The following is an 18,962-nucleotide window of genomic DNA, read 5'->3' as shown; positions in this document are numbered from 1 at the left end:
ATAATAAATTACCAGTATCAGTGGGCTAAGTATTAATTTAGCCCATGAGTTTAATCTATCAAATCGCACTGACCCTCATTAAGAATGTGGGGGCAGTAACCGCTAAACACTTGCTGTCCCATTTCGGAACTGCCGAAGCTATCTTTGCTGCCAGCAAGGCTCAATTAGCGGAGGTGGAAGGTTTAAGCATTTCGAAAGTCACTGCTATTCTTCAGACCAATGCACTTCAACTGGCTGCGGGGCAATTGGATTTACTGCAGCAAAATCAGGTTAAGGTTCTTTTTTACACCGATGAAAACTACCCTCAGCGACTGAAAGAATGTACTGATGCCCCGGTACTTTTATATTATAAAGGGACGGCTAACCTTAATCATCAGAGAATAGTCAGTATTGTAGGCTCCAGAAATGCCACGCCTTATGGGAAAATGCTCTGTCAGCAGCTGGTTGCTTTATTACAACATTATGATGTGCTGGTCGTGAGCGGACTGGCTTATGGAATCGATGTGGCAGCACATCAGCAAAGTTTGGCGTATGGCATTCCGACTGTGGGCGTATTAGGGCATGGGCTGGATCGTATTTATCCTGCTGCCCATCATCAAATTGCAAAAACCATGCTTGAGCAGGGTGGTCTGCTGTCTGAGTATCCTTTCAATACCCCTGCTGAAAAAGGGAACTTTCCGAAGCGAAACAGGATTGTAGCAGGACTGGCCGATGTAGTGGTGGTGATCGAGGCTGCAATTAAAGGCGGGGCATTAATTACTGCCGGAATTGCAAATTCTTACCACCGGGAAGTCTATGCTTTTCCTGGCCGTACCACTGATGAATATAGTCAGGGCTGCAATTTTCTGATTAAGACGAACCGGGCAGGAATGATTAACGAGGCTAGAGATCTGGTTTATTATATGGGCTGGGAAGCTACAGAAACGGTTAGCCTTGTCAGACAGGAGAATTTACCTCCCGGACTTTCGGGTATAGAGCATGTGCTGATTAACCTCCTTAAAACGGCACCGCACAGCATAGATGATCTTGGGCTAAAAGCTGATATCCAGCAGGGTAAGCTTGCATTGCATTTGCTGAACTTAGAGATGAAAGGTGTCCTGATTTCTCTTCCCGGAAAGATTTATCAGCTAATTTAGCGTCTGGTTATAGGTTGTTTTGCCATATAATAGCTAGGTGAAGGACGTTTTCTTAGTATCAATTCAGAATATAATTTTATTTCTATTAAATATTCAAAATATGATTATGAATATTTAATAGAAATAAAATTCTAGGAATCAAGTCGTACTTTTGTAACATGTGGTATAATAATATATTAGAAACTATTGGCAATACACCATTGGTGCGATTGAATAACGTGACGAAAGAAATTCAGGCGACTGTACTGGCTAAGGTGGAAACCACCAATCCAGGTAACTCTATTAAAGACCGTATGGCTTTAAAAATGATAGAAGACGCAGAAAAAAGCGGTAAGCTTAAACCTGGTGGAACAATCATTGAAGGAACTTCTGGAAATACCGGGATGGGCCTTGCTATGGCTGCCATTATTAAAGGATACAAGTGTATTTTCACCACTACAGATAAACAATCTAAGGAAAAAGTGGATGCTTTACGTGCTTTTGGTGCTGAAGTAATTGTATGTCCTACTAACGTAGAGCCAGAAGACCCACGTTCTTATTACTCAGTTTCTTCGCGTTTAGAGCGTGAAGTACCAAATTCATGGAAGCCGAATCAATACGATAACCTGGCTAATACCGAAGCGCATTATGAGCAGACCGGACCAGAGATCTGGGCACAGACTGAAGGTAAGATCACACACCTTGTAGTAGGTGTGGGTACTGGCGGAACGATATCCGGTACAGGAAAATACTTGAAAGAACAAAATCCTGATATTAAAGTATGGGGAATTGATACTTATGGGTCAGTTTTTAAAAAATACAAAGAGACTGGTATTTTAGATAAAAATGAGATCTATCCTTATATCACTGAAGGGATCGGAGAAGATTTTCTCCCTAAGAATGTGAACTTTGATATCATTGATCTTTTTGAAAAAGTAACGGATAAAGATGCAGCGTTAATGACCCGTGATATTGCGCGTAAAGAAGGGATATTTGTGGGTAACTCTGCTGGTTCTGCAATTGCCGGATTATTACAGTTAAAAGATAAGCTGAAACCTGAAGACGTGGTTGTCGTGATTTTTCATGATCATGGGAGCCGTTATATGGGTAAAATGTATAATGAAGACTGGTTAAGAGAACGCGGTTTCCTTACCGATGAAAAGTTAACTGCTAAATCTATTCTGGCTAAGAAAGAGCAGTCTGAGATTGTAACTATTGATTGTGAAAAAACAATCGTGGAGGCTATCAATACGATGAACATGCTGAATATTTCTCAGATCCCGGTTACACAGCAGGGAATGGTTGTTGGTAAATTAGCTGAAGGAGATATCCTGAGAGCGTTGTTAGAAAACCCTTCATTGAAATCTGCTCCGGTAAAAGAAATTATGTCTGCTACTTTTCCTTTTGTAGATATGAATACTTCTATCGATAAAATCTCTTCGTTAATCAATAAAGAGAACAGTGCGGTACTGGTTGAAGATGAGAACGGTAATTTTGAAATTATTACGCAGTATGATATTATCAATGCAATCTCTGCATAAGATATAGTATTAAAGTTTTATAGCATAGCTTGCCGGATATCCGGCAAGCTATTTTTGTATAGTATTATTGCCTTTTATCTTTCAGTGCGGACTGATAACCCGGATTGATATCGGCTTTTGGTCCGGTAAGCAGCCATATTTTTGTGTCGTATTCTCTGGATAATTTATTAGCGACTGCCCCAATTAGTTCAGCTTTGGCGTAGGCTGGTTTAGTTTTTTCTACCTGTCCTTTATCATCCACATAAATAATATATTGATAGGGAATGCGTTCGGGTGCCCATAGGGTAAAACTACTGCTTAAGGATACCACAGGAGGAAGTTTATATTTTTTGCCCAGATGATCAATTGCACCGGCTTCTCCGTAGTTTTCGACAAAAATTGTAGTCCCTTTGCGTTGATTTTCAGGGATCATAGCATAAGCTTTAGCTGTGATTGCGGTCATTTCTTCCCAACCGAACATATCTCCGTAATCTTGTGTAGTCTGATGCTTTTTTCCATCTTCCCAATAAAGGAAATCATCCATATGCAGAGATTTGAAATAGACTACAGCCCGGTCAATGGGTAAGATCGGAATAAACATAGGCATGAAAACCGCATTCGGTAAGAGCAGCAGAAAAGCAATCACATATTTTAGTGAATTATTTGTGCGCTGGGTTACAAGTTCAATACCATAAGCACTCAAGGCAAATAGTACAGGATATACGCCGAAAGCATAATAAGGTTTCCCTTTGAAATAGATCAATAAGGCTAAAAGTAGCAGGAAACTGAATCCTACCCATCTGAGTTGTTTTAAACTTTGATGGAAGAATAGTAGAAGTAAACCCGGTATCCATAGCAATAGTGCAGTTCCGTTAGAGATCAGCTGCGCTTTAATAAATCCTCCGGCTGTATTGTGAACCAATTGAGTTGAGGTAAGCTCTTTCATGTGGGTAAGTACCGGCCAGTGGTGCAGGTATTGCCAGATGATATTCGGCAAGAAAATCAGGAATGCAATTAATACAGCCATATAAAGCTGCTTTTTAACTAGTAATTTTCGTTGTGTAGTAAGTAAAAGGCCCGCAATCATTGCAATAATCACAAACAGGATTGCATATTTTGTTAATAAACCAAGGCCGATAACAGGGCCAAGGAAGAGTAAGTATTTGCTTTGCCGGGTATAGGTATATTTGATCAGCAAAAAGTAGGTGAGCACCCACCAGAACTGATCAAATACTACAGGTTGTAAAAGATACCCTGAAGCCAGAAATGCAGGTGATAAACATAATGCCACACCGTTGATGGTGATGGCAAAGTTTCTGCCACCAATTTCTTTAACGATGAAACCTGCAGTCAGAATAGTTAATGCAGCAAAAGTAGCGGGGATTATTCTGATCGCAAAAGCACTGTCACCAAAAAAAGTGATGGAAAATTTCGCTATCCACGCTATAAAGGGAGGGACTTCCATATAGCCAGGCGCGGGATGATTACCAAGAGCGATATGTAAAAATTCATCCCGGCCAATACCGTAGTTATTTAAGCCAATTAAATGAAGTACAAGACTGATCAGGGCAAACAGGAAAATAAGGAGTGTAGTAGTCTGAGGTGTAGAATTGAAACGCATCTGGTCTTATCTTTTATATTAAGACAACGAGGTGTTAATGAAGTTACAAAAGGTAATAAAAAAATCCCTGCCTGATTGTCCAGACAGAGATTTTTTGCTGATTTTTGAATTAAATTAGTGTGATGGAGAATTTGCATCAACACGTTTAATCTGCGCACCTAATGCACGTAAACGTGTGTCAATATCCTGGTAACCACGTTCAATTTGTTCGATATTATAGATCGTTGAAGTACCTTCAGCAGATAATGCTGCAATTAGCAATGAAACTCCAGCTCTGATGTCAGGAGAAGTCATGCTGATACCTCTTAGTTTATATTGTTTGTTGATTCCGTTTACAGTAGCTCTGTGTGGATCACATAAAATAATCTGTGCACCCATTTCAATCAGTTTATCCACGAAGAATAAACGGCTTTCGAACATTTTCTGGTGAATCAGGATCGAACCTTTTGCCTGAGTTGCAATTACTAATACAATACTCAACAGGTCAGGAGTGAAGCCTGGCCATGGTGAATCTGCAATAGTCAGGATAGATCCATCAATGAAAGTATCAATGATATAGTGTTTTTGAGAAGGGATGTAAATATCATCACCTCTGCGTTCAAAGTTGATCCCTAACTTTCTGAATACATCAGGTATAACCCCCAATTCATCATAGCATACGTTTTTGATCGTGATTTCTGATTCTGTCATGGCGGCAAGGCCGATGAAAGAACCAATTTCAATCATATCAGGTAACATTCTGTGTTCAGTACCACCTAATTTGGTCACCCCTTCGATAGTCAGCAGATTAGAACCAATTCCGGTTATTTTGGCACCCATGCGGTTAAGCATTTTACATAACTGCTGTAAATAAGGCTCACAGGCAGCGTTATAAATCGTTGTAATCCCTTTTGCCAGGACTGCAGCCATGACAATATTTGCTGTACCAGTAACAGAAGCTTCATCCAACAGGATATAAGCACCTTTAAGGTTAGTTGCATCTACATTAAAGAAAGATTCTTTAGCGTCATATACAAATTTAGCTCCTAGTTTCTCAAAGCCAAGAAAATGAGTGTCCAATCTTCTTCGTCCAATTTTATCACCACCCGGTTTAGGGATGGCGGCTTGTCCGAAACGTGCAAGAAGTGGACCTACAATCATGATTGAACCTCTTAAACTTCCACCTTTAGCTTTAAAAGTAGCTGATTTAAAGAATTCAAGATTGATGTTTTTGGCTTCAAATGTGTAAGTGTCTTTTGATAAACGGTTTACTTCAACGCCCAGGTCACCCAGAAGTTCAATCAGTTTATTTACATCTTTGATGTCAGGGATATTACTTACAGTGATTTTCTCTTCTGTTAGTAAAACGGCAGATATAATCTGCAGCGCTTCATTTTTAGCCCCCTGCGGATGGATTTCGCCTTTTAACTTCTTCCCACCTATAATTTCAAATGCGTTCATGTGCTATTAACGTATATTATTTAAATCTGCTCGTTTAATGTCTTTGTTTTGGATTGGGATTGCTACTGCGCGGGCGGTTATTGTTGTTGTTATTGTTGTTTTGCCTTCCCTTATTATTGTTGTTGTTATTGTTGCGTCCGCGGTTGGTATTTGTAGAGGTTCTGTTTACCGGAGGCCTGAATTCAACCTTGTTCAGGTTAATGTTTTCTTCCAGTTGCAACAGACCACCTGACAATTCGCTCAGGTTCTTTAGAATAGTCTCATCAGCAACACTGTCTTTATTCCAGGTTACATAAGCCATTTTCATAAAGTTAGCGATGCCTTGTACCAGGGCTGCTCTGCGTTCAGGTTCTTCTACTGCGATAGCTCTTTCGATCATCACCTCAACAGTTTTACCGTAATGCTTGTATTTGATCCTTTGTTGCGGGTAACCGATATGTGCAGGTTTAACCAATGCCATTTCTGGAGTTGGTTTTGGATAGGGACTATCTACGTCTATTTTATAACCGGAGATAATGTGTAAATGATCCCATAATTTATGCTTGAAATCGGCAACATCCCTTAGATGAGGGTTTAAGAAACCCATCAGATCTATCACTGCCTGAGCATATTTATTGCGCTCTTCCAGATCCGGCAATTCACAAATGTACTTCACCATGTTTTGTACATTACGTCCGTATTCTGCAAGAATTAACTCGTTTCTTGTGGTATTGTAATCGAAATTCATTCTATTTATTTCTTGTGGTATTCGCTGAAGGAGGATTATCAGAGCTCTGGCCCTGTTTATTGTAATAAGCTCTTTAAAGATAAAGTTTATTTTACAATCCGCAATTTAGCAAATTTTAATAACAATTGCTTGTTTCCTAATCCCTGGAAAAATACGGTTGCTTTTACGTCTGGTAAAGTACCTTCCAGATTGATAATTTTACCAAATCCAAACTTCTCATGCTCAACTTCCATACCATTCTGAAATGCACTTGCTGCATCAGGTGCAAAACCTGGGGTAGGGATGTGCGCAGTAGGCAGCATCGTACTGGTTTTTGGTCTTATAGGAGCAGTCTGGGTAGCTGAACCTGAGGATGCTGGTTTGGGCTTGCTGAAGGAATCTCTCTGCTGTGTCCATGACCTGCGTTCCCCGTCAAAGCTATCAGATGACAGACTTGTTTTAGGGGCTTTAACCACTTCCAGTTCGAGAAATTTTGCACTGATTTCACTGATAAAACGACTCGGTTCACAATTGGTCAGTGTTCCCCATCGGTACCGGGAAGTTGCATAAGTTAGGGTCAGCTTTTTTTCTGCACGGGTAATGGCGACATAAAATAAACGGCGCTCTTCTTCCAGATCAGTTCTTGAATTCAATGACATTTGCGAAGGAAACAGGTTCTCTTCCAATCCTACTACAAAAACATTCTTGAATTCCAGTCCTTTTGCAGAGTGGATCGTCATCATTGAAACGGTATCTTTCTCTTTATCGTCCTGACGGTCATCGTTCGTTAACAGTGCAATATCCTGCATGAAAATAGCAAGGCTTCTGTCTTCAATATCTTCACGCTCGGCAAATTCTTTAATACCATTCAATAATTCCTGTATGTTTTCATACCTGCTGCGGCCTTCTACACTGTCATCGGTATGCAGTTCTTTCAGGATACCAGAATGCTGTGCGATATATAAAGCAGTTTCATAGGCATCCAGCTTTTTGGCTTCTGCCTGGAAACTCTGGATCAATACAGAGAAATCATTCAACTGGTTAGCAATCCGGCCTGCAATATAGGTTTGCGGTTCACAGACTACCTGCCACATCGTGATGTTATGCTGGTCAGCAGCGACTATAATTTTATCAACCGTAGTATCACCTAATCCTCTTTTTGGATAATTGATAACCCTTTTGATTGCTTCTTCATCACTTGGATTGAAAGTAAGACGGAAGTAAGCAATTAAATCTTTAATCTCTTTACGCTGATAGAAAGATAACCCTCCAAAGATCTTATAAGGTATATTGAGTTTTCTTAAACCTTCCTCCATTGCTCTTGACTGGGCATTGGTTCGGTAAAGAATAGCAAAATCACTATAATTTAATCCTTTTGAAGTTCTGTCCTGAACAATAGCTTCTGCAACTATTTTACCTTCCTCATTGTCAGTAAACGCTCTTGATACTTTAATTCTGTCACCAGCTTCATTTTCAGAAAATACGTTTTTCTCCAGCTGATTTTTGTTGTTTGCAATGATGCTATTGGCAACGTCAACGATATTTTGGGTAGAGCGGTAGTTCTGTTCTAATTTATAGACTTTTAAGTCAGGATAATCCTTCTCAAAATTCAGGATATTCTGGATGTTTGCCCCACGGAAACCGTAAATACTTTGCGCATCATCACCTACCACACAGATATTCTGATAAGCTGCTGCCAGTTTTTTTACAATTGTATATTGTGAAAAGTTAGTATCCTGGTACTCATCCACCATCAGGTATTTAAATTTCTGCTGGTATTTATTCAGTACATCCGGGTGATCTTTCAACAAGACATTGGTTTTGAAAAGTAAATCATCAAAATCCATTGCGCCTGCTTTAAAGCAGCGTTTGGTATAAGTTTCATAGATAGAACCGATTAAAGGACGTTTATTGCTAATATCCTCTGCCTGAATTTCAGCATTTTTCATGTATTCTACATGACTGACCAGGTTGTTTTTTGCAGAAGATATCCGGTTATAGACGAAATTTGCATTGTATAACTTATCATCTAATTGCATTTCCCGCAAAATAGATCTGATCAGACTTTTACTATCGTCGGTATCATAAATAGTAAAGTTAGAGGGATAACCTATCTTTTCTGCTTCAACACGTAATATTTTGGCAAAAACAGAGTGGAATGTTCCCATCCATAAGTTTTTTGCCTCTGTACCCACAACTTTTGAGATACGTTCACGCATATCTTTTGAAGCTTTGTTCGTAAAGGTCAATACTAAAATATTAAAAGCATCCACACCTTTTTCAATAAGATGTGCTACTCTATATGTTATTACCCTTGTTTTACCTGATCCCGCACCAGCGACAATCATTGCCGGTCCTTTAGTATTCTCTACTGCTGCACGTTGCTGAGGGTTTAATCCTGCTAAATAATCCAAATTGAAATACTGTTTTGCGTATGAAAAGGTACAAAAATAACAAAACTATACTTCTTATTTCAATCAGTTCATATTTTATTTCAGGTCTTTCGATGAAGCTTACAACAGTATCGTCTGGCTTAATTAATAGGGTCCAATCTCGCGGTTAATGGGTTCCCATCTCACAATTTCTGACCAGAGATCATACCAGACCTCATCGCTCACTTTAAAAATATCTTCATCGGCAATATATATTCCCTCATGCCATATACCGTAAAGCTCCTGAAGAACAATTTGAAACCGGATGTGTTGTTGGTCTGCAGGTAAACTGCTTTGGTCTAGTTTAATTTCCATATGCTATATATTTAATTACTAAACCTATAATTTTTATCTTTTAATAAAAAGTACAGTTCTGTACTTTTTAGCTATGATTTTTTTGCTTCATTCGTATTAAATGGCTAAAGCAACTTTTAAGAAAAGGCGAAATCAAGAGGCAATCTTAATCGTTGGGAACAATGTCAGGAAATTGCGAAAAATTAAAGGCTGGACAATTTCTGAATTCGCCTTCAAGTGCGGCGTAGACCCTCACCAGATCAGCAGGATAGAGCTTGGGTTGACGGATTCGAATATTACGATGCTGACGCTGATTGCCAAAAAATTAGAAGTCGATATCCGTCTTTTTTTTAAAAGGTACGAGGAGTAGTTTTCAGGAAAGAAAGGATCTTTTTACAGCTAGTCTGGGAATTTTTTTCTAGTTTTAACCGCTTAAATACCGGGCTTGATTGACAAGAAAAACAAGGCAGCGGGTTTTAAATTATAAACAATCATTTGTTATGCAAGAGATCAAAAAATATGTAGAAGACAACAAGCAACGCTTTTTAGACGAGTTGTTTGAATTATTACGTTTTCCTTCAGTAAGTGCAGACCCAAAATATAAAGGTGATGTATTGAAAACCGCTGCTTTTGTTGCGGAGAAACTGAAAGAAGCGGGTGCAGATAAAGTGGAGATTTGTGAGACTGCCGGATATCCTATCATATATGGAGAGAAAATTATTGATGCAGCATTACCTACTGTTTTAATTTATGGTCATTATGATGTGCAGCCAGCAGATCCATTGGAATTATGGCATACCCCTCCTTTTGAGCCTACTGTTCGTGATGGTAAAATCTATGCACGGGGTGCTTGTGATGATAAAGGACAGTTTTATATGCATGTGAAGGCTTTTGAATTGATGATGAAAACCAATACACTGGCTTGTAATGTGAAGTTTATGATTGAGGGGGAAGAAGAAGTAGGTTCCAGCAACCTTGGTGTTTTCGTTAAAGCGAATACTGAACGTTTGAAAGCTGATGTCGTGTTAATTTCTGATACTTCTATGATCAGCATGGAAAATCCTTCTATTGAAACCGGATTACGTGGTTTAGCTTACATGGAAGTGGAAGTGACAGGTCCGAACAGAGATCTTCATTCGGGTGTTTATGGTGGAGCTGTTGCTAATCCAATCACTATTTTATGTAAAATGATTGCTTCTTTACATGATGAGAATAACCATATTACTATTCCTGCTTTTTATGATAAAGTGGTGGATTTAACAGCGGATGAAAAAGCTGCTTTAAATTCGGCTCCTTTTGACTTGAACGATTATAAAAAAGACCTTGATATCAATGCTGAATGGGGTGAGAAAGGGTATTCTACTTTAGAACGTACAGGTACAAGACCAACCTTAGAGGTAAACGGTATCTGGGGTGGTTATATTGGTGAGGGTGCTAAAACAGTATTGCCTTCTAAAGCAAGCGCTAAAATTTCTATGCGCCTGGTGCCTCACCAGAGTTCAGATGAAATATCTGCTATTTTCCAGCAGCATTTTGAAAGTATCGCCCCTGATTTTGTGAAGGTAAAAGTTACTGCACATCATGGTGGTGAGCCGGTAGTTACACCAACTGATAGTATTGCTTACCGTGCTGCTGAAAAAGCGATCTTAACTAGTTTTGGTAAAAAGCCAATTCCAACAAGAGGCGGTGGTAGTATTCCTATCGTTGCTTTGTTTGAAGATGTGCTGGGTATTAAATCTGTTTTGTTAGGCTTTGGTCTTGACAGTGATGCTTTACACTCACCAAATGAGAAATATGATATCTTCAATTACTATAAAGGAATTGAAACTTTGCCTTTATTCCACAAGTATTTTGCGGAACTAAGCAAATAATTTTAGATAATTCTATCAACAAAGGGTGGCCAAATGGCTGCCCTTTTGTATTTTTACCCCGTGCCTCCACCTCTAAAGAAAATACCTGCCAACCAGGGAAAGCTTATTTTTGATCAGCCTCTTGTACCTAAGGCGAGTCCAAAAGTAACTCCAAAAACAGCTCCAAAGCGGAGAAAGCCTGCTGCGAAGAAGAAAAAAGGGCTTTCATTACAATGGAAATTTGTTATTGCAGGGTTATTACTCATTTTATTTTCTCCTTTATATTATGGTTATGTGCTGAAGCTTTTTACTTCGACAACCCGATGGATAATGGATATTGGAGAAGATCCGAATTACAGGACTTATAAGAGTTTTGATATTCAAATTCCTAAACGGTATACGATTCATGGAATTGATGTTTCTTCTTATCAGGGCAAAATTGACTGGACGAAGGTAAAAGCAATGAAGGACGATGATGTGAGTATCAAATTTGCATTTATTAAAGCTACAGAAGGGGTTTCAAGTGTTGACTCATATTTTCAGCGCAATTGGAGGGAGGCGCCAAAAGCAGGTATTATTTGTGGTGCATATCATTATTTTATTCCTAAAAAATCGGGTTTATGGCAAGCCCGGTTTTTCTTGCAGACTGTTAAATATGAGTCTGGAGATTTACCCCCGGTTATCGATATTGAAACCTTAAGTGGCGTATCTCCTGAGAAAATGCGGATAGAATTGAAGGATTTTATCACTCATGTAGAAAGAAAAACGGGTGTAAAACCTATTATTTACTCTGGATTGGTCTTTTATAAAGATTATCTGAAAGGACATTTTGATGGCTATCCTTTGTGGATTGCACATTATTATAAAGCAGAATTGAAAGCTGGTGCAAATACTAAATGGTCTTTTTGGCAGCACTCAGATAAAGCCCGGATTACAGGGATCAATCATGTAGTAGATTTCAATGCGTTCAGGGGAGATAGTTTATCTTTTCAGCAACTGCTGATTAAATAGGTAATTCATTCAGGGATTAATATTTATTTTTATTAATCGCCAGTCTACCGGAAATAAGAAGCCCCCTTAAAAGGCTTCTTATGAATGATCAATTAGAAAGGGGTAACGCTTTCATCCAATATCCGGTTCCAATCTGTATGGCGTTTAAGGTAAGCTACCACTACAGGACATAGCGGAATCAGTTTATACTCGTTTTCTTCCATGTAGGTCAACGTCTTTTCGATCACAGCAGTTGCTGCACCTTTACCTTTCAACTCTTCTGGTGCTTCGGTATGAATGAGCCAGATTTTCTTGCTCCGTTCTTTATAAGCTATAAATGCGGTATAATCACCTACTTTAAGTTCGAAACGGTTCTGATCCTGATTTTTAACCAGTGGCAGATTTACATATTCTTCATTCATGTCTTTTACATTTAATTCAATACACCAAATTTGCCGGCATTGAAATCTTCAATTGCCTGATGGATTTCTTCTTCCGTATTCATTACAAAAGGGCCATAACTTACTATCGGTTCATCAATTGGTGCTCCGCTTAATAACAAGATCACACTTTTCTGATTTGCCTTAATATGGATTTCCTCTCCCTTATTCTCAAATAATACAAAACTATGTTCTGTCGCGATTTCATCATTGATAATTATACTACCGTTTACAACTAACAAAGCAGTATTGTGCGTTGCAGTAATGGTAGTAGTCAGTTCTCCACCTTCATTTAATTTAATGTCGAACAGGTTTACCGGGGTATAAGTCTCAGCTGGCCCGGATACTCCGTTAAAATTTCCAGCAATCACGTTCACTGTACCTGCCTGGTCTGCTAATTCAACTTTTCCCATTCCGGCAGCTTTTAATTCCTGGTAATGCGCAGGAACACATTTATCTTTTTTAGGAAGATTTACCCACAATTGAACCATTTCAAAAGGCCCTCCGGTTTTAGAAAAGGTTTCTTCGTGGTATTCTTTATGCAGAATCCCTTCTCCGGCAGTCATCCATTGTACATCACCTGTATTAATAATTCCACTGTTTCCGGCACTATCGTGATGTGCAATGCTGCCTTGATAAGCAATAGTAACGGTTTCAAAACCTTTATGTGGGTGAACATCTACTCCTCTGACGTGATCTGAGGGCCCGAAATCATATGCTGCATTAAAATCCATTAATAAAAACGGACTGATCCTTCTTTTAGAAATATCAGCTCCAGGTATATAGTTAAAGACTCTGAACCCATCACCCACCATGCCTGGCTGACCAGGTTTTGTCACGATTTTTTCAATTAACTTCTTCATTTTATTTCTCCTTTTTTGAGGTAATCAAAACGATTGTGTTAAAATGTTTTAACAACAACCTGCTTTGATTTTCGTTATACAAATATACTTTGAACCGCTTCCGCATCAGTTGATGTAGGATAAGAAGTGACGTGCCCGTACAGAATTGTTTTTATCTTTGTCTTATGAATCTGGAACCTAATAGTTTAATCCGCGCCTCTTCGCCTTACCTTTTGCAGCATGCTTATAATCCTGTAAACTGGTATGAATGGGGGGAAGAAGCGTTAGCAAAAGCAAAGCAGGAAAACAAACTGATTCTGGTCAGTATTGGTTATTCAGCTTGTCACTGGTGCCATGTGATGGAACGGGAGAGCTTTGAGTTACACGAAGTAGCAGAGGTGATGAATAAACATTTTGTTTGTATTAAAGTAGACCGGGAAGAAAGGCCTGATATTGATCAGATTTATATGCTGGCTATCCAATTGATGACTGGTAGTGGAGGATGGCCATTAAATTGTATTTGTTTACCTGATCAGCGGCCAATCTATGGAGGCACTTATTTTAAAAAAGAGGATTGGATCAATATCTTGTTAAACGTTGCCGGTTTATGGCAAACTGAACCTGGTAAAGCAGAACAATATGCTGTTCAGCTAACTGAAGGTATCCGGAACTCAGAAAAAGTGATTCCTAATATCAGAACTACTCCTTATACAGAAAAAGACTTACAGGATATTACTACACCGTGGAAGCGTAATTTCGATATGATGGAAGGGGGATATAACAGGGCGCCTAAATTCCCTTTACCTAATAACTGGCAGTTTTTATTGCGTTATAGTCATTTAATGAAGGAGAATGCAACGCATGTAGCGACGCTGCTGACATTGGAAAAGATGGCTTTTGGTGGAATTTATGATCAGATAGGTGGTGGTTTCGCCAGGTATTCGGTAGATGGCAGCTGGCATGTGCCTCACTTCGAAAAGATGTTATATGATAATGCACAGCTTATCAGTTTATATGCGGAAGCTTATCAATTTTCAGGTATTCATTTGTTTAAAGAAGTAGCTATAGAATCAATTGCCTGGATAGAGCGTGAAATGACATCTCCCGAAGGATTATTTTATTCCGCTTTGGATGCCGACAGTGAAGGGGTTGAAGGTAAATTCTATGTATGGGATTTATTGGAGTTCGAAAAAATACTGGGTGCTGATGCTGCATTACTGGCAGATTATTTCAATGTTACAGCACAGGGGAATTGGGAAGAGGAAGAAATCAATATTCTGCTGAGAAAATATACACCTGAAGAATACGCTGAATTAAAGGGGATTCCGATTGCTGATTTTACAAAAAAACTAAATTCGGCTAAGGAAAAATTGCTGGCGGTCAGGAGTAAAAGAATGCATCCAGGCTTAGATGATAAGTGTTTGACTGCGTGGAATGCGATGATGATTAAAGCATTGTCAGAAAGCAGTCAGATTTTTGACCGGGAAGAGTTTTACCTGGCGGCAAGAAAAGCAGCAGATTTTATCCTGGCTAACCTAACGGCCGAAAACGGTGGATTGTACCGGAATTATAAACATAATAAAGCTTCAATCACTGGTTTCCTTGATGATTATGCTTTCTTTATCGCTGCTTTAATTGCTTTATATGAAGCTGATTTTGAAGATCGCTGGTTACTGGAAGCAAAGAAACTGACAGATTGGGTGCTCAGCAATTTCCGTGATCTGGACAGCCCAATGTTGTTTTATACACCTGCTAATGGGGAGTCTTTGATTGCACGTAAGCATGAGATTATGGATAATGTGATTCCTGCTGCGAACTCAGTCATGGCACAAAACTTAAAACATCTGGGCCTATTATTTGATGAGACCCGTTATACGGAAAGAGCAGATGCGATGTTGGCTGCAGTACATCCTCAAATTAAAACTTATGGCTCTGCTTATTCTAACTGGGCGATCCAGATGATGAATGAAGTGTTTGGAATTAATGAAATTGCATTCTCCGGAGATGCTATCACTCAGGTGAGGAAATCGCTGAATGAGAGATACATCCCAAACAAAATTATATTAGGAGGAACAAATTCTATACTTCCTTTGTTAAAAGATAAGCAAAGCATTGAAACAAAAATATATATTTGCCGAAATAAATCATGTCAACTGCCTGTAACAACAGTTGAAGAAGCATTAAAATTAATTAACTAAATAAGATTCCAATGAGTATTAAACCCAATACAGTAGTTTCATTAACGTACGAACTGCATACGACTAATGAAGAGGGACAACAAGTTTTCGTAGAAAAAGCTGATGAGCAAAATGCATTGGTATTCTTATACGGTGCAGGTATGATGTTGCCTAAATTTGAAGAGCATTTAACTGGATTAAATGTTGGTGATGAGTATAAATTTGAGCTAAGTGCAGCTGATGGTTACGGTGATTTAGATCCGGGAGCTTTCGCTGACTTACCAAAAGATATGTTCAAAGATGTTGACTTGCCTAATGTAGGTGATGTTATTCCTTTACAAGATAACGAAGGAAATCACTTCAGAGCAGGTGTTACTGCTGTTCATGATACTACTATTTCAGTAGATTTAAACCATCCGATGGCTGGTAAAAACCTGATTTTTGGTGGTAAAATCCTTTCGGTACGTGAAGCAACTGAAGAAGAATTAAGTCATGGTCATGCACATGGTGCTGATGGACACGCAGGACACTAATCCTGATAAATTATACTAAGAAAGGTGCGGAGGTCTTAACTTCCGCACCTTTTTTTATGTTTATTAATTCTTTTTAACTTCAAGATTGCACTTTTCGCAGGTTCCGTAAGCAGTTGTATTTACTGTTTTGGCTGTGAATCCTTTTGGCATCGTGCTATGTGGCACTGCAACATCCAGACAGTATATTTTATTGCATGTGGTACAGTTAAAGTGAATATGTTCATCGTGGTGATGATCGGCTGAACAGGAAGAAGAACAAATGGCATAATTAGCCGTTCCGTTCATATCCATAATCCGGTGCAGAATTCCTTTATCCTCATAGATGTTTAAGATGCGGTAAAGTGTTACCCTGTCAATTTCTTTACCGAGCTTTTTTTCCAGTTCGGGTTGCGAAATAGCGACAGTATCTAAGGCTATCTCTTCTAAAACACGAACTCTTTGTTTGGTATGTTTCAGCGCGTGTTCTTTGAGTATGTTAGTAGGATCGATTTTCATGTTCATTAAATTGACTTTGCGTTAACTAGTGCTATTGGTGGATTGTCCATTGCATTTCCAGTGCTTAGTTTCAGCGTTCCTTTAATAGTTATGGTTTGATAAGTAAATTTAATCGGTTCAGCAAGCTCAACCATCACCATAATCGGTACGCCATTTTTTCCGCAGAAATAACATTGGTTAATCGGAAGGGTCGAAAGCATAAATTTAGTTTGTTTCATCCCATCTTTAATCGGGACTAAGTATCCTTCTAGTTCAAATGGTTTATTTGCGTATTTTTTAATATCGGCATTGTAAATGGCAAACATCTGTGTATCCTTCACAATCTTAAAATCTACTCCTCCGATTACATCCCAATTAGAAGAGCTGATCTGGTCATTTGGATTATGCTGAGCTTTCACAGCATAGCCTGAAAGTAGTAAGAATATAACGAGCAGTGGTTTCATTCGCGTGTTCATATTTAGTTTTTAGACAATATCTTAGAGATATTTGACCGGTAAGCCTGCATGGCAGGAATTACAGCTGCAAATATACCAATCGCCAGCCCGGCAACAAATAAATAAATTTCATCTTTCAGTAAGATAAACCCACTGAGTCTGGCCTGACTACTTTCCTGATAGTTTCCGATCAGCTGCAGGATTAGATGTCCCAAAACTATTCCAATAATTGTACCAGCTAAAGTAAGCAGGATTCCTTCAAAAATCACAATACAGAATAACTGGCTTCTGGAAGCGCCCAGTGTCCGCATAATAGCCAGGTCGTAACTTCTTTCTTTTAAGGAGTTATATAAATTTACAAATACACTAATCGCAGCAATGAGCATAATCAGGGCCGCAAACCATTGAAGCGTATCTACTCCAACGCCTATCAATGAGAATAAGCGGGTACTTTCCATCGCAGGCGAAGCGGCTTGTAAATTGGTAGATTGATTGACCATTCTTGGAAACATGACTACAGACATCGGTGACCTGTATTGAATAAGCAGGGCTGTAATTTCTTTTTCATCCTGGTGTCCGGTTTGGTCTGGCCTGTGATCCTGGTGTTCATGACGTTCTGTAGCTTCTTCTTTTTCATGGTCTTCGTGCATTTTCCATACGCTTGAAATATTAGTCAGGATCAGGTTGTCGGTAACATTCCCCTGTGGGGCTAAAATTCCGACTACTTTATAGGCGTGTGTTTTATGAATGTCTGAACTGCCTGTGAGTCCATGGGCACCGAAAAAGGTATCTCCAATTTTTAATTTCTGGTTGATAGCGACAGTTGAGCCTATGGTGACTTCAAAATCAGCATTCCAGAATTTGCCTGTACTGGTTTTTAGTTTATAGATACTGACGAAATTGCTGTCTGTACCTACGATTCTGATGCCCTGGTAATTATCGCCTTGTGCTAAGGGAACAGCTTTTTTAACGAATGGGCTGCGTGCTAATTCCTGTGCTTCTTTTAAAGGAATGTTTCCGGTCGGGAAATCAATATAATAGATGCTGCTCAGAATAAGCTGGAGCGGGCTTCCTTTGGCACCAACTACCAAATCGATGTCTTTAGCATTGTTATCTAATTTCTCTCCGATTTGTGTGGAGGCTAAAAGCAGAATTGTCAATATACCCGTACCGAAGGCAATGAGCATAATATTTAGTGCGGAGGATAATGGTTTAGACCATAAACTTTTCCAGCTGATTTTTAATGGGCTCATTTTAATTCGTAGGTATTTGTAAATGCATCTTTAACTCTTTTATCATGGGTGGCTACAATTAATGTGGCCTGGTTTAAACCAGATTGCTGCAGTAATAATTCAAGTACAGCCTGTGCATTTTTATCGTCCAGACTGGAAGTAGGCTCATCTGCAATTAACAGGGCTGGTTTATTGATGACAGCCCTTGCGATAGAGACTCTTTGCAGTTGTCCCTGACTTAATTCATTGGGATAACTATTTTTTTTGTCTGCTATGCCCAGGGAGGTTAAAACTTCATTTACTCTTTTCAGGTCTTCTGGAAGACGGGCAAAACTCTGAGCCATAACCAGGTTTTCTGCAATTGTCAGGCTTTTAATTAAATGCGGGCGCTGAAAGATGATCCCTATATTTCTGCCTCTAAACTGATCAAGCTCACGGGAAGATAGGGAATATATGGAGGTACCATCCATATTTACTGCTCCGGCAACGGGTTTTAATATGCCGGTTAGAATGTGTAGCAGAGTCGTTTTTCCGCTACCCGATTCTCCTAAGAGTAACCATTGTTCGCCATTATTGATTTCCCAGTCTTTAAAGCCAATGCGGAGTGCATTACCATAACTGTGTGAAACTGATTTGATGGATATCATTTGTGTGGGTCTGTTTAATTTTTAACAAAAATACTATATGCAAGTTTATTGCATATAGTATATGTGTAAAGAGTTTGCTACTGCAATTGAATAGGTAAACGTGCTGTGCTCAGGATTGTTATCTCCTGGTAAATATAAATGCAATAATATTGCATTTATATTGTTTCTATTATATTTGCAACTTGATTGCATTA

At 39.0% G+C, this 18,962-nt stretch carries 18 protein-coding genes; 7 read left to right on the top strand and 11 right to left on the bottom strand.

Going from position 1 to position 18,962, the window contains the following annotated elements; all coding sequences use genetic code 11:
• The first annotated feature begins 44 nt into the window (after positions 1–44).
• Positions 45–1,136, top strand: coding sequence for a DNA-processing protein DprA (gene dprA, locus AY601_RS15055; protein ID WP_068402525.1), 1,092 nt, complete (start codon positions 45–47; stop codon positions 1,134–1,136).
• A gap of 158 nt (positions 1,137–1,294) precedes the next feature.
• Positions 1,295–2,656: a pyridoxal-phosphate dependent enzyme gene (locus tag AY601_RS15050; RefSeq protein ID WP_068402523.1), complete on the top strand. Its 1,362-nt coding sequence runs from the start codon at positions 1,295–1,297 to the stop codon at positions 2,654–2,656.
• A gap of 64 nt (positions 2,657–2,720) precedes the next feature.
• On the opposite strand, the gene AY601_RS15045 is transcribed toward AY601_RS15050, so the two are convergent.
• From AY601_RS15045 to AY601_RS15025, 5 genes are all read right to left on the bottom strand, one after another.
• Positions 2,721–4,256, bottom strand: a complete 1,536-nt coding sequence (locus AY601_RS15045) for a glycosyltransferase family 39 protein (protein ID WP_068402521.1) — start codon at positions 4,254–4,256, stop codon at positions 2,721–2,723.
• A 114-nt stretch (positions 4,257–4,370) separates the two neighbouring features.
• Positions 4,371–5,696 carry a UDP-N-acetylglucosamine 1-carboxyvinyltransferase gene (gene murA, locus AY601_RS15040; RefSeq protein WP_068402519.1) on the bottom strand — a complete coding sequence of 442 codons (1,326 nt, stop codon included), beginning with the start codon at positions 5,694–5,696 and terminating at the stop codon, positions 4,371–4,373.
• 34 nt (positions 5,697–5,730) lie between these two features.
• The gene (locus AY601_RS15035) at positions 5,731–6,423 is read right to left on the bottom strand and encodes a DUF4290 domain-containing protein (protein ID WP_068402517.1); all 693 of its coding nucleotides are present in this window, start codon (positions 6,421–6,423) and stop codon (positions 5,731–5,733) included.
• A gap of 86 nt (positions 6,424–6,509) precedes the next feature.
• Positions 6,510–8,816 carry an ATP-dependent helicase gene (locus AY601_RS15030; protein ID WP_068402515.1) on the bottom strand — a complete coding sequence of 769 codons (2,307 nt, stop codon included), beginning with the start codon at positions 8,814–8,816 and terminating at the stop codon, positions 6,510–6,512.
• Between the two features lie 123 nt (positions 8,817–8,939).
• On the bottom strand, positions 8,940–9,149 hold the full coding sequence (locus AY601_RS15025) for a hypothetical protein (protein WP_068402513.1): 210 nt from the start codon (positions 9,147–9,149) through the stop codon (positions 8,940–8,942).
• A gap of 100 nt (positions 9,150–9,249) precedes the next feature.
• Here AY601_RS15025 and AY601_RS15020 point away from each other — a divergent pair, with 100 nt between their 5' ends.
• The 3 genes from AY601_RS15020 to AY601_RS15010 all read left to right on the top strand — a co-directional run bounded on the left by AY601_RS15020 (position 9,250) and on the right by AY601_RS15010 (position 11,989).
• Positions 9,250–9,498 carry a helix-turn-helix domain-containing protein gene (locus AY601_RS15020; RefSeq protein WP_068402511.1) on the top strand — a complete coding sequence of 83 codons (249 nt, stop codon included), beginning with the start codon at positions 9,250–9,252 and terminating at the stop codon, positions 9,496–9,498.
• A 130-nt stretch (positions 9,499–9,628) separates the two neighbouring features.
• Positions 9,629–10,999: a dipeptidase gene (locus AY601_RS15015; protein ID WP_068402509.1), complete on the top strand. Its 1,371-nt coding sequence runs from the start codon at positions 9,629–9,631 to the stop codon at positions 10,997–10,999.
• A gap of 33 nt (positions 11,000–11,032) precedes the next feature.
• Entirely contained in the window at positions 11,033–11,989 is a 957-nt protein-coding gene (locus tag AY601_RS15010; RefSeq protein WP_084359296.1) for a glycoside hydrolase family 25 protein, read from the top strand.
• Between the two features lie 92 nt (positions 11,990–12,081).
• Here the strand turns inward: AY601_RS15010 and AY601_RS15005 are convergent, their stop codons facing one another.
• Both AY601_RS15005 and AY601_RS15000 read right to left on the bottom strand, forming a co-directional pair.
• On the bottom strand, positions 12,082–12,390 hold the full coding sequence (locus AY601_RS15005) for a GNAT family N-acetyltransferase (protein WP_068402507.1): 309 nt from the start codon (positions 12,388–12,390) through the stop codon (positions 12,082–12,084).
• An 11-nt stretch (positions 12,391–12,401) separates the two neighbouring features.
• Complete coding sequence (locus AY601_RS15000; RefSeq protein WP_068402505.1) at positions 12,402–13,271, bottom strand: pirin family protein; 870 nt, start codon at positions 13,269–13,271, stop codon at positions 12,402–12,404.
• A 164-nt stretch (positions 13,272–13,435) separates the two neighbouring features.
• Between AY601_RS15000 and AY601_RS14995 the strand changes: the two genes are divergently transcribed.
• Both AY601_RS14995 and AY601_RS14990 read left to right on the top strand, forming a co-directional pair.
• Positions 13,436–15,448: a thioredoxin domain-containing protein gene (locus AY601_RS14995; protein ID WP_068402503.1), complete on the top strand. Its 2,013-nt coding sequence runs from the start codon at positions 13,436–13,438 to the stop codon at positions 15,446–15,448.
• An 11-nt stretch (positions 15,449–15,459) separates the two neighbouring features.
• Positions 15,460–15,960 carry an FKBP-type peptidyl-prolyl cis-trans isomerase gene (locus AY601_RS14990; RefSeq protein ID WP_068402501.1) on the top strand — a complete coding sequence of 167 codons (501 nt, stop codon included), beginning with the start codon at positions 15,460–15,462 and terminating at the stop codon, positions 15,958–15,960.
• 63 nt (positions 15,961–16,023) lie between these two features.
• On the opposite strand, the gene AY601_RS14985 is transcribed toward AY601_RS14990, so the two are convergent.
• From AY601_RS14985 to AY601_RS14970, 4 genes are read right to left on the bottom strand one after another with little or no spacing between them, the layout of a single operon-like run.
• Positions 16,024–16,461 (bottom strand): Fur family transcriptional regulator, encoded by a 438-nt coding sequence (locus AY601_RS14985; protein ID WP_232324609.1) that lies wholly within the window; start codon positions 16,459–16,461, stop codon positions 16,024–16,026.
• A complete protein-coding gene (locus AY601_RS14980; RefSeq protein WP_068402497.1) occupies positions 16,461–16,898 on the bottom strand; it encodes a hypothetical protein in 438 nt (145 codons plus the stop codon). Before AY601_RS14980 ends, AY601_RS14985 begins: the two co-directional genes overlap by 1 nt.
• A 14-nt stretch (positions 16,899–16,912) precedes the next feature.
• On the bottom strand, positions 16,913–18,142 hold the full coding sequence (locus AY601_RS14975) for an ABC transporter permease (RefSeq protein ID WP_068402494.1): 1,230 nt from the start codon (positions 18,140–18,142) through the stop codon (positions 16,913–16,915).
• Positions 18,139–18,768 (bottom strand): ABC transporter ATP-binding protein, encoded by a 630-nt coding sequence (locus tag AY601_RS14970; protein WP_068402492.1) that lies wholly within the window; start codon positions 18,766–18,768, stop codon positions 18,139–18,141. The genes AY601_RS14975 and AY601_RS14970 overlap by 4 nt, the downstream gene beginning before the upstream one ends.
• Positions 18,769–18,962: the final 194 nt, after the last annotated feature.

The sequence above is a fragment of the Pedobacter cryoconitis genome (genome assembly GCF_001590605.1).
GTDB lineage: Bacteria > Bacteroidota > Bacteroidia > Sphingobacteriales > Sphingobacteriaceae > Pedobacter > Pedobacter cryoconitis_A.
This window is presented reverse-complemented; position numbering and strand designations above follow the sequence as displayed.

What these genes read in the sequence shown, in the direction of transcription:
- dprA (WP_068402525.1), top strand. Translation starts at nt 45, where the DNA reads ATGAGTTTAATCTATCAAATCGCACTGACCCTCATTAAGAATGTGGGG.
- AY601_RS15050 (WP_068402523.1), top strand. Translation starts at nt 1,295, where the DNA reads ATGTGGTATAATAATATATTAGAAACTATTGGCAATACACCATTGGTG.
- AY601_RS15045 (WP_068402521.1), bottom strand. Translation starts at nt 4,256, where the DNA reads ATGCGTTTCAATTCTACACCTCAGACTACTACACTCCTTATTTTCCTG.
- murA (WP_068402519.1), bottom strand. Translation starts at nt 5,696, where the DNA reads ATGAACGCATTTGAAATTATAGGTGGGAAGAAGTTAAAAGGCGAAATC.
- AY601_RS15035 (WP_068402517.1), bottom strand. Translation starts at nt 6,423, where the DNA reads ATGAATTTCGATTACAATACCACAAGAAACGAGTTAATTCTTGCAGAA.
- AY601_RS15025 (WP_068402513.1), bottom strand. Translation starts at nt 9,149, where the DNA reads ATGGAAATTAAACTAGACCAAAGCAGTTTACCTGCAGACCAACAACAC.
- AY601_RS15020 (WP_068402511.1), top strand. Translation starts at nt 9,250, where the DNA reads ATGGCTAAAGCAACTTTTAAGAAAAGGCGAAATCAAGAGGCAATCTTA.
- AY601_RS15015 (WP_068402509.1), top strand. Translation starts at nt 9,629, where the DNA reads ATGCAAGAGATCAAAAAATATGTAGAAGACAACAAGCAACGCTTTTTA.
- AY601_RS15010 (WP_084359296.1), top strand. Translation starts at nt 11,033, where the DNA reads ATGGCTGCCCTTTTGTATTTTTACCCCGTGCCTCCACCTCTAAAGAAA.
- AY601_RS15005 (WP_068402507.1), bottom strand. Translation starts at nt 12,390, where the DNA reads ATGAATGAAGAATATGTAAATCTGCCACTGGTTAAAAATCAGGATCAG.
- AY601_RS15000 (WP_068402505.1), bottom strand. Translation starts at nt 13,271, where the DNA reads ATGAAGAAGTTAATTGAAAAAATCGTGACAAAACCTGGTCAGCCAGGC.
- AY601_RS14995 (WP_068402503.1), top strand. Translation starts at nt 13,436, where the DNA reads ATGAATCTGGAACCTAATAGTTTAATCCGCGCCTCTTCGCCTTACCTT.
- AY601_RS14990 (WP_068402501.1), top strand. Translation starts at nt 15,460, where the DNA reads ATGAGTATTAAACCCAATACAGTAGTTTCATTAACGTACGAACTGCAT.
- AY601_RS14985 (WP_232324609.1), bottom strand. Translation starts at nt 16,461, where the DNA reads ATGAACATGAAAATCGATCCTACTAACATACTCAAAGAACACGCGCTG.
- AY601_RS14980 (WP_068402497.1), bottom strand. Translation starts at nt 16,898, where the DNA reads ATGAAACCACTGCTCGTTATATTCTTACTACTTTCAGGCTATGCTGTG.
- AY601_RS14975 (WP_068402494.1), bottom strand. Translation starts at nt 18,142, where the DNA reads ATGAGCCCATTAAAAATCAGCTGGAAAAGTTTATGGTCTAAACCATTA.
- AY601_RS14970 (WP_068402492.1), bottom strand. Translation starts at nt 18,768, where the DNA reads ATGATATCCATCAAATCAGTTTCACACAGTTATGGTAATGCACTCCGC.